The organism is Bartonella sp. AP36NXGY (genome assembly GCF_042195865.1).
In the GTDB taxonomy this organism is placed as follows: Bacteria; Pseudomonadota; Alphaproteobacteria; order Rhizobiales; family Rhizobiaceae; genus Bartonella.
In genome coordinates, this window is sequence record NZ_JBHIPD010000029.1 from 1 (window position 1) to 9,925 (window position 9,925).

Genomic DNA, 9,925 nt, shown 5'->3' on the forward strand with positions numbered 1-9,925 from the left:
AAGGAGCAAATAAGAACAAATTAGGTAAAATTATATAAACTGTAGAAGGTGGTCTAAAAGGTGGTCTGAAAATGGCTGTTTAAAGAAAAAATCTATATATTTCAATACGCTAAATACAAAAAGTGGTGCCGCATGCCGGATTCGAACCAGCGACCCCATCATTACGAATGATGTGCTCTACCAACTGAGCTAATGCGGCATAGGTTTGTAAGTCAATGAGACAAAACTAATTTGAGGGTAATAGCTAAAAGTACGTATAAAAGCAAGAATGCATTTTTTCAATAATTTATACATATGATAATAATTTGAAGGAGAATTATGTAAAAGTCAGAGGAAAGTATTCTTTGACCTTAATGCTATAAAATGCTTTTCAATTTACGATAGCACTTAAATTAAGAAGCTGGGAATGTAGATCTTTAGGATGAAAAATGGTGTCAAGATAACTTAGTAAAGATAAAAACATTTTCTGATTCTTAAGAAAGAAATTGTTGCATAGAGTGATTGGGAAAATAAAGATCATCATAAACCTTTTATAATGTGCAAATAGATGAGTAGAATTAGTTGAGAAGTTACTTCTCATTTTTATGGGAAGAAAAAGGGAGGAGGATTAATAAAATTAATCACGTTTTTTATTTAAGAGGGAGTAAAAATCATGTCGGATGAAGATCGGCTGATAGAACTAGAAATGAAGCTAGCTTACCAAGAAAAATTCATTGAGAAACTTTCTCGAGAGGTAACTAATCAATGGAAAAGTTTGGATGAGATATCTAAAAAAGTTGATATTTTAGCGAGACGATTTTCAGATTTAAAAGAACTAGAGTGTTACTGAAGCTGTTATCTTACCATTTTCTCAATAGGGAGAAGGTGCGAAATATTTTTTATCACAATTGCAATTATTTACAGAGGAGTTTTTATTTCACGCATTTTGTTAGACTTGTAGAATAATTTTTATAAGCTTCTTCATTAATTTTAATAAGTTCCAATCTTATAAGGATAGCTGATATTAGAAGACGTTTTTTTATATGGGGTTTCTAGTACGAAAATTAAGAAAAGTTTTTGTAGAGTATTAAAGAAACAGCCATAGAAAAATATATGAACTGCAATATTTTAAGTTTTTTCTGTACAGAGTTTTCTTATAGGTGGGAGGTAGATTTATTCGCTAATTTTTTTAAATTGATACAAATAAAGTGATGTTATTGTTATCTATAGAAATCATAAGTGAGCGCCTATATTTATAATGAAGCGTTTTAATTTTTTCTGATGATCAAGTGATCTTCAGTTGTTTTAATAGAGTGAGGGGTTTTAAGCGACATCGATTATGTTATAGTACAGAGAGCTCTAGAAGTTTTTTTCAAGATCAAATGTACTCTTCGTTATATGTATATGATATTTTGTGAAAAGGCTTTTGTTTTTCGTAATTTAAGATACAAAATACTATTGCTAAAGCACCAAAGATAGACCATGCGGGTAAATAAGTGAGAGTAATGCAAATTGAGGACAGAAAATCAGGCATTACCTTGCATAGAGATTGATTAAGGTGATAGATATCTGTTTGCAGAAGGTTTGTTAAAATTTTATTAAAGGGGGTTGTTGTCCAATGTGATGTGATTACAGAGTGTGCGTTATCAATGACCAATGCTATAATGGTTAGTGTAACGAAAATGAAGGACATTAATTTAAATAAAGGGTGGAGCATATTTTTTCTTAAAACTTCAACGGGACATACGTATAATGCACAAAAAAATAAGGAGTTGCATTATGATAAGAAAATAAGTTTACGTTTGTTTTGTGTTTTTTGAAAGAGGTGCCTAATTTTTCAATAAAAGTTGAGGTTAAGTTCAACAAAAGTAGTGAGGCATGATGTCTGAAAAAAAGCACGAGGAATTGAAGCGTAGCCTTCAAAATCGCCATATTCAAATGATTGCTTTGGGTGGCGTTATGGGGACGGGACTTTTTTATGGGTCAACCGAGGCAATTCAATTAGCTGGTCCCTCAGTTATTTTATCTTATCTTGTCGGCGGGCTTATTATGTATTTCATTATGCGAATGCTTGGTGAAATGTCAGTAGAAGAACCGTCTTCAGGAGCATTTAGTTTTTTTGCTTATAAATATTGGGGGAGATTAGCTGGTTTCATAACAGGTTGGAATTATTGGTTTCTTTATATTCTTGTGAGCATGGCTGAACTTACAGTGATAGGGTTTTACCTTGATCATTGGATTTTGATTGATCATTGGAAGACATCTTTCATTGTTCTTTTATTTGTTACATTTGTTAATTTGTTTAATGTTCGTTTTTATGGAGAATTTGAATTTGTTTGCGCTTTGATCAAAGTGGCTGCTGTTATTGGTATGATTATTTTTGGAATTTTTCTCATTGTCACTGGACTAGGGGAAAATCAAGCGGATATTCATTATCTTTGGGACCATGGCGGTTTTTTCCCTTATGGAGCAGTAGGGGTTGTTTTAGCAACTTCTGTAGTAATGTTTTCTTTTGGAGGAACGGAGCTTATTGGTATTGCTGCTGGAGAGGCATCTAATCCACAAAAAACAATTCCAGCGGCTATCCGTCAAGTTATGTGGAGGATTATAATTTTTTATATTGGATCTATCAGCATTATTATGATAATCAGCCCTTGGAATATGATTGGAAAAAATGGTAGTCCTTTTGTCACAATTTTCGAGACTATAGGAATTCCTGCTGCTGGTCATATTTTGAATTTTGTGGTGATTATGGCTGCTATTTCTGTTTACAATAGTGGCATTTATTCTAATGGCCGTATGCTTTATAGTTTAGCTGTACAAAAAAATGCACCACATATTTTTAGTAAACTGAGTGCTGCTCGTGTTCCTTATATTGCTATCCTTTTTTCTTCATTATGTACGGCGTTGATTGTCGTTGTTAATGCTCTTATTCCTGATAATAGTTTCATGCGGATCATGGCTCTTGCAACTGCAGCAGCAGTGATTACTTGGGCTATTATTGTTATTGTTCATTTGAAATTTCGCAATGCCCATAAGAACAGAAAGGGCGATTTTATTTATGCGTTTGGTTTATATCCTTACGCTAACTATCTTTGCCTCTGCTTTCTTGCTTTATTATTTTGCATTATGTTTGTCAGTGGTTTTGGGAAAAATGGATTGATGACTCGACTTTTTGATATGATAGGAATAAGCTTGCCTTTCCTTGAAGCATATATTCCTGTACAGATGCCTGATATGAGTTTGGCAGTCATTATTATTCCTCTATGGTGCTTGTTATTACTTTTAGGTTATAAACTGAAGCGATAGAGAAAGAATAGCTAATAAAAGGGATTGATTGGAATAAGCCTTGGGGATTATAAAATTTGATGAGGTAACACAAGTTTTTGGTGATTTGTGTGTTTTAAGAAATATTACTGTACAGCTTACCGAAAGACGAGTTGCTATTATAGGTGCGAATGGTTCTGGAAAAAGTACATTTGTTCGCCTTATTAATGGGCTCCAATTACCATCTCATGGTTTTGTAAGCGTTGATGGGCTTGATACAAAACGCGATGCAAAAGCAGTAAAACGTAAAGTTGGATTTGTTTTTCAGAATCCCGATAATCAGATTGTTTTACCATTAGTTGAAGAGGATTTATCCTTTGGTCTCAAAAATTTAAAGCTTAATAAAGATGAAATTAAGGAGCGTGTAGATGAAATTTTACAGCGCTATGAACTTCAAGGTTTCAGAAATCACGCTGTCCATTTATTAAGTGGTGGGCAAAAACAACTTGTTGCTATTTCTAGTGTAGTTGCAATGAAACCAGACTACATTATTTTTGATGAGCCGACGACATTACTTGATTTGCGAAATAAGCACCGCGTTACGCAAGTGATAGAAGAATTACCGCAAACGGCAATAGTTGTATCGCATGATTTAGAGTTTTTGAAAAAGTTTGATAGAGTGCTGGTTTTTGATAAGGGGGAGATAGCAATTGATGATGTACCTTTTGTTGCTATAAAGGAGTATATAAGAAGAATGTCATGATCGGTTTATATATTCCGAGGGATACATTTATTCATAGGTTAAGTCCTGGAGTTAAGTTATTATTTCTTACGGCCTGTGGAACTTTTATAATAATGGTTTCTTCCATAGCGCTTCTTGGTTTATTTTTATTGTTGGTCATCTTATTCTATAAAGTCGCCAAGATCCCTTTCAAAACTGTGATAAAGCAATTTAAATCGATGGGATTGCTTTTAGTTCTTCTATTTGTATTTCAAACTATTTTTAGCGGTTGGCTTACGGGGGTTGAGGTCATATTACGTCTTGTTATCCTCTTTTCTTTATCATCAGTTATTTCATTCACAACAAAAGTGTCAGATATGGTGGATGCAATTGAAGCAGGACTCCAGCCCTTTCGTTGTTTTGGTATAAATCCATCAAAAGTGAGTATGGTTATCTCTATGGCGATCAGGTTTATTCCTCTTTTGAGTGAAAAGTTTAATGAGGTACATGAAGCACAGCAAGCACGAGGACTTAATACTAACATTGTCGCTCTTGCGATACCTTTAATTATACGGACTATAAGAATGGCGTCAGAAGTGGCTGAAGCATTGGAAGCGCGTTCTTATGATGCTGATACTATTGATACAGCATCTCGTAATAATCAGAGTTTTTATAGTAAAAAAAGAAGAATTAAATGAATACAAAAGATTTAGTTTATATTGCTTTATTCGCCGCTATTTATGCTATTTTGGGCCTTTTTCCTTCTATTTATCTTCCTTTTCTTCTAGGGGTACCTATTACAGCTCAATCGATGGGACCGATGCTAGCAGGGTCTATTCTTGGGGCAAAAAGGGGTGCTTTAGCGTCACTCCTTTTTCTTGTTCTTGTTTTGATTGGATTACCTCTGTTGCCTGGTGGTCGCGGTGGGATCAGTGTCTTTTCAGGAATTGCAAGTGGTTATTTAATAGGTTTTCCATTTGCCGCATTTTTTATTGGTTTAATGGTAGAGTTGTTTTGGCAGCGGTTAAATTTTATAACATTATTTATGATAAATACTTTTGGTGGCATTGGGATAGTTTATTCTTTTGGTGTTCCATGGACAGCGTATATGATCAAAGTTTCTTTACTGAAGGTTTTAATGGCTTCATCAGTTTTTTTGATAGGCGATTGTTTAAAAGTGTTGATTGCATCCTTTATTGCACTCGCGATTAAAAGATCTGTTCCTCTCATTCATTCAAAGCATAATAACTAAAATAAATGTATTATTTTGTTATATTGTTATTATATAATATTCATATATCACTATTATTGAATTTAAATATAGTAATTTATGATGTAATTAAACATTGTAGAATCTAATATGATTCATATAAGTGATGTTATTAAAATAAATTATTATAGTATTTTTCTCTATATCTAAGGCATTTAAAGTGTACTTTTATAAATATGATACTTTTTATTAATTATACAACAATAACGAAAGCTTTTCCCTAGTGAAGGAATAATTCAGTGAATACAAAAGATTTAGTTTATATTGCTTTATTTGCCGCTATTTACGCTGTTTTGAGTCTTTTTCCTCCTATTTATCTTCCTTTTTTGCTGGGTGTCCCTATTACAGCTCAGTCTATGGCTCCGATGTTAGCAGGCTCTATACTTGGAGCGAAAAGGGGAGCTTTAGCATCACTTCTTTTCCTTGTTCTTATTGCGATTGGGTTACCTCTATTGCCTAGTGGTCGTGGTGGAATTAGTGTTTTTTCAGGAGTTACGAGTGGTTATCTGATTAGTTTTCCATTTGCTGCATTTTTTATTGGCTTTATGGTAGAATTATTTTGGCACCGGTTAAATTTTATAATATTATTTGTGATAAATACCGTGGGTGGCATTGGGATAGTCTATTCTTTTGGAATACCATGGGTGGCTTATATGACACAGGTCCCTTTGCTGACAGTTTTAATAAGTTCATTAGTTTTTTTTGTTAGTGGTTTCTTGAAAGTGCTGATTACATCCTTTGTAGCGTTGACCATTAAAAAAACCGTTCCTCTCATTCATTCGGAAAAAGGGGCAGTTTTGTACTGAAGAACAAGTTTTTCCAAATGTATGTAGATTAAAAAGCACTACGGAATATCATTCTGTTTTGTTTACTTTTTTATTGGTATTTTTATCTGCATAGCTCTCAGAGGTAGCCATACAAAAATTGAATGTTGCGGCACCAAAATTCTTTTTTCTTTCAGGAGCAGCTCTCAAATAGCCAATTAATATCATTTTATTCAACATGCTTGTAAGTTTTATTCGATTTGCATATTATATGCATAAAGCCTTAGAATAATTTATTATTTTTTTAATATTTTTAGTTAATTAATCACTAATTTTTAAATTATATTAATTGTACAAAAACATGGATAATTAAGTGTTCATCTAAAACTCTTGATGTATATAATACCCTTATAAATGTATTAATATAAGGTATAAAAATGAGATTTGAATGGAATGAAGCTAAAACAAAAAGTAATCTTAGAAAGCACCGTGTAAAGTTTTGAAATAGCTGCATATGTTTTTTCTGATCTATTCTCCATAGCTAAACAAGACCGTGTTGAAAATGGAGAGTATGGTTAGCAAGCTTTAGTGCTTGTGGAGTTTTTTTTTATTACTATTCGTAGTGCATACTGTCCATGACGATAAAGATGGCATAGAGGTAATCCGTATTATTTCAGCACAGAGAGCCAACTCGAAAGAAAAGAAACGTTATAAAGAAGAAAGTTCGTTATAAAATCGAGGTAGGTAACTTATCGGCTTTGACAGATGAACAGAGAGTTGAAGTTGATAAACTGGCTGCAATGCCGGACAGTGCAATTGATCATAGTGATATTCCGTCACTCAATGATGTGTTCTGGAAAAATGCCGTTCGCAATCCATTCTATAAACCACCCAAAACTGTCACAACAGTGCGTGTGGATTCAGACGTACTAGCGTGACTTTAAAAGTCAAGGGAAAGGATATCAAACGCGGATTAACGCCATTTTACGTGATGCTATGCTTCGTTCAATGCACTGATTTCTCCTCCACTTAAAAGCAGGGAAGGGGGAGCCCATATTCTAAAAATCTAACTAGCTCTCACTGCAGAGTTCTCTAAAGTTCGTATTGCTTTTGCAATTAAAATTTTATAGCCTTAATTTTCAGCCAAACGATTCTAAATGACCCAGTATATTTGCGATACACTACACTCCCATAGTCACTAAGATAACTTAGACAACATCTACCACCCGCTAAGACTATAGACATTGTAATTATGTTAATTTTATGAATACCCTTAACTTTCTTTCTTATAAATATAAAATAGATCCAGCCTCAGAATTAGTTAATATCAATGATGCTGATAAATTTTTAGAGGAAGGAACATACCGTTTTAACCGTGATAATCAATGTGTTACCTTAATAATTGAAAAGTTTTCTGTGAACTCGAAGATCTGCTATTGGATTTATGTTTTAACGGGAGAAAATAGTCCTTATAATCCGGAAGTGATTGATTCTGAAAATGACTTTCAGAATATTCCTAACCCACGTCCTAGAAAATATGTTGAACAGAATAAGCAATATTTTGGAATTTTGATTCCTATAGAGTTAACTCTTTTTTCTTCAAATAAAGAGTTAAACAAATTCTTGCAGCTACACTACAAAAAATCTTTTCCCCCGAAAACGATTGATATCTCACCTGATATTGTTGGTAAGGAAGAGTTCGAAAAAAAATTGCTTTTAATTAAAGAAATAAAACTGAAATATACACAACCAAAACAACTAGATTTTTTTGCAATGCAATCAGAAGACAACTTGCTAAAGATGGCTAAACTTTTGTTGGGTGAATTTCCCACGGATGATTATTCTGAAATGGAACTTGACTTGGGTATCAAATTTAAAGAAAAAAATAATTTAAAGAATTATTTTTTGAATCTTTTTAAAAAATATAAATTAAATCCAGCATTTAAAAACATAAGTTTTGTTGGAAAGACACATAATAATTTTGATATAATATTTAATACTGAAACTTTTCAACATAAATTTGCTATTAAAACGAGTAAAAATGATAATGGTATGTATAATGAAGGTCATATAAAAGAAAAATTAAAGCATGAAATCGTAAGTTTTACTGTATCTATTTAATAGAGCACTGTAGCGTGTAAATAGATATATTTATTAAACTGCGTGTACGCAACATAAGGAAGAATACACAGAATAAAAAAAAGTACCAAATTATAATATTTGAATATCCAAGAGCAATATCTAAGTACCAAAGTATGGTATCCAATGAAAAAGAAAACTTGTGCTCCACGTACTTAGAAATGACAGGCAAAGAAACAGTTTCTTTATAACTACTTGGGAAAATTAAAACGACAAGCGCTAAAATTATTAACTTTAGGAGACTGTGCATATACTGATGTAACTCACATGTTAATTTCTTCCAACCTGTTGTATTGCCGCATTTATATTGTGGGTTGTTTTGCAACTCAGAAGGGATATTAGAATTGCATAAAATTGCAAAAACAGTTGTTACGATCACCAAAGAAATAGACGCGAATGTCAAAATACCCTGAATAAAGTCAAGATTTTTTCTTATTCCTAAAAAACATAAAAATATAAAAATTATAACGCCAAACAAGGCTTTTCTCTTCTTATCTGTAAACATATTTATTTCCTGTGAAAAAATTATGATTCAATTTCTTAAATTATTTTCTGATATAAAAACACAAACTACCTTTTAGTCTTTTTAGCATTTGCTTTTCTTTTAATAGCAATGTCTTCTACTGCATCCAGTTGCTTTTAATATTTTAGTTAACCTCGTCTATGATTTATCTATAGTTGATGATAGCTTTAAACACAAAGCTCCATAATTACAAACTCTTGCTTGCATTTTGATACCCAAATCCACCTTTCAACAAAGCCCATCGCACTGGCAACCATTTCATAAAGATTAAAGAAAAGCTCTGTTATTTCAAAAGTACACGAAAGGGAATCATAACTGCCGCAACATTTTTTGCGCTGATGCTGGCTACTCATGTTTTAAAAAACAAATATTTTGAAATTCGCGTATCCTAAAATCCTTAATTTGTATTAATGGATTTATTTACTTTATAAATTTGATACTATAGAGCTATTTTAGCTTCTAGAAATATATTGTACATTAAAAAAACTTTTTAATCACTCTTTAAATGCATATCCAATCCAAAAATGATCAGCACTTTTCACTATTTTGCTACTTTTTAGAAATCTATTTTAAACTCTCCTATCATTAGTTCATGAAGAGTTTTGGTGCGTGAAAGAAGGTCTTTTTCAATCTCTTCACAATACTTAGAAAAATCTGTTGCTCTTGGAATGATTTTTTTAGACATGCTTTCTACGTTGCTCTGCAAAATGCGTTTAAAGGACTCTTTCAAAATCAATAAGGAAATACCTTTGAGTTCAGTTTGATAAGCTTGAGAAGAGGTGTTATCGTCCATATCTTTTCGCTTGTGGAAGCTACCACAAGAGAACAAGCGAAAAAAGTATTAGAGATATCATCATTTGAAGCTTTTACAGCAATAAACCTGTGAAGCCATATGCAAGTCTCAAGTGCATTTTCTTCATTCGGTTTTTGTTTTTAATTTTCCATACAACACACTGCTATTTCAGGCTATTACTTTGGGTTGATTAAGATTTGTAAGGAAAGTTGATTGGCAAGCAGTTAAGGCTGAATTTAAAGACTGGGATTATAAAGCCCAAGGGCTGACAGAAGCCGGTGCGGCTATCCGTGGCATTGGCTGTCACGGCGGTTACAGGCGGAGCAGCCTCGGGCGCTGCCAGTGCCATTACCGGTGCTTTGGGGCTTGGCTCGAGCACCGCCATGAATGCGGCGATACAGGCTGGTGTCCAAGCGCTGATTAACAAAAGCGCTGTGGCTCTTGTCAATAATCGCGGCAATATTGCCGG

9 protein-coding genes, 1 tRNA gene and 3 pseudogenes are annotated in these 9,925 nt (G+C 33.2%); 9 read left to right on the forward strand and 4 right to left on the reverse strand.

Going from position 1 to position 9,925, the window contains the following annotated elements; genetic code table 11:
- Nucleotides 1-123 precede the first annotated feature (123 nt).
- Nucleotides 124-199, reverse strand: a tRNA-Thr gene (locus ACFINX_RS08560).
- 453 nt (nucleotides 200-652) lie between these two features.
- Between ACFINX_RS08560 and ACFINX_RS08565 the strand changes: the two genes are divergently transcribed.
- From ACFINX_RS08565 to ACFINX_RS08590, 6 genes are all read left to right on the forward strand, one after another.
- The gene (locus ACFINX_RS08565; RefSeq protein WP_375668660.1) at nucleotides 653-829 is read left to right on the forward strand and encodes a SlyX family protein; all 177 of its coding nucleotides are present in this window, start codon (nucleotides 653-655) and stop codon (nucleotides 827-829) included.
- Between the two features lie 1,031 nt (nucleotides 830-1,860).
- A complete protein-coding gene (locus tag ACFINX_RS08570; protein ID WP_375668661.1) occupies nucleotides 1,861-3,288 on the forward strand; it encodes an amino acid permease in 1,428 nt (475 codons plus the stop codon).
- A 40-nt stretch (nucleotides 3,289-3,328) separates the two neighbouring features.
- On the forward strand, nucleotides 3,329-4,009 hold the full coding sequence (locus ACFINX_RS08575; RefSeq protein WP_375668662.1) for an energy-coupling factor ABC transporter ATP-binding protein: 681 nt from the start codon (nucleotides 3,329-3,331) through the stop codon (nucleotides 4,007-4,009).
- Nucleotides 4,006-4,665 (forward strand): energy-coupling factor transporter transmembrane component T family protein, encoded by a 660-nt coding sequence (locus ACFINX_RS08580; protein WP_375668663.1) that lies wholly within the window; start codon nucleotides 4,006-4,008, stop codon nucleotides 4,663-4,665. The genes ACFINX_RS08575 and ACFINX_RS08580 overlap by 4 nt, the downstream gene beginning before the upstream one ends.
- Nucleotides 4,662-5,219, forward strand: a complete 558-nt coding sequence (locus tag ACFINX_RS08585; protein ID WP_375612391.1) for a biotin transporter BioY — start codon at nucleotides 4,662-4,664, stop codon at nucleotides 5,217-5,219. The genes ACFINX_RS08580 and ACFINX_RS08585 overlap by 4 nt, the downstream gene beginning before the upstream one ends.
- Nucleotides 5,220-5,476: 257 nt before the next feature.
- Nucleotides 5,477-6,043, forward strand: coding sequence for a biotin transporter BioY (locus tag ACFINX_RS08590; RefSeq protein ID WP_375640985.1), 567 nt, complete (start codon nucleotides 5,477-5,479; stop codon nucleotides 6,041-6,043).
- Between the two features lie 51 nt (nucleotides 6,044-6,094).
- On the opposite strand, the pseudogene ACFINX_RS08595 reads toward ACFINX_RS08590, so the two are convergent.
- Nucleotides 6,095-6,241 (reverse strand): annotated as a pseudogene (locus ACFINX_RS08595) (single-stranded DNA-binding protein); the annotation flags it as partial.
- A 470-nt stretch (nucleotides 6,242-6,711) separates the two neighbouring features.
- Here ACFINX_RS08595 and ACFINX_RS08600 point away from each other — a divergent pair.
- Both ACFINX_RS08600 and ACFINX_RS08605 read left to right on the forward strand, forming a co-directional pair.
- Nucleotides 6,712-7,018 (forward strand): annotated as a pseudogene (locus ACFINX_RS08600) (BrnA antitoxin family protein).
- Nucleotides 7,019-7,264: 246 nt separating this feature from the next.
- Nucleotides 7,265-8,122, forward strand: a complete 858-nt coding sequence (locus ACFINX_RS08605) for a hypothetical protein (protein WP_375651367.1) — start codon at nucleotides 7,265-7,267, stop codon at nucleotides 8,120-8,122.
- Here ACFINX_RS08605 and ACFINX_RS08610 read toward each other — a convergent pair.
- Together ACFINX_RS08610 and ACFINX_RS08615 are read right to left on the reverse strand one after the other, a co-directional pair.
- Nucleotides 8,115-8,645, reverse strand: coding sequence for a hypothetical protein (locus ACFINX_RS08610; protein WP_375612394.1), 531 nt, complete (start codon nucleotides 8,643-8,645; stop codon nucleotides 8,115-8,117). The genes ACFINX_RS08605 and ACFINX_RS08610 overlap by 8 nt on opposite strands.
- Nucleotides 8,646-9,219: 574 nt before the next feature.
- Nucleotides 9,220-9,456 carry a hypothetical protein gene (locus ACFINX_RS08615; protein ID WP_375668664.1) on the reverse strand — a complete coding sequence of 79 codons (237 nt, stop codon included), beginning with the start codon at nucleotides 9,454-9,456 and terminating at the stop codon, nucleotides 9,220-9,222.
- A gap of 202 nt (nucleotides 9,457-9,658) precedes the next feature.
- Between ACFINX_RS08615 and ACFINX_RS08620 the strand changes: the two are divergent.
- Nucleotides 9,659-9,925 (forward strand): annotated as a pseudogene (locus ACFINX_RS08620) (hypothetical protein); the annotation flags it as partial.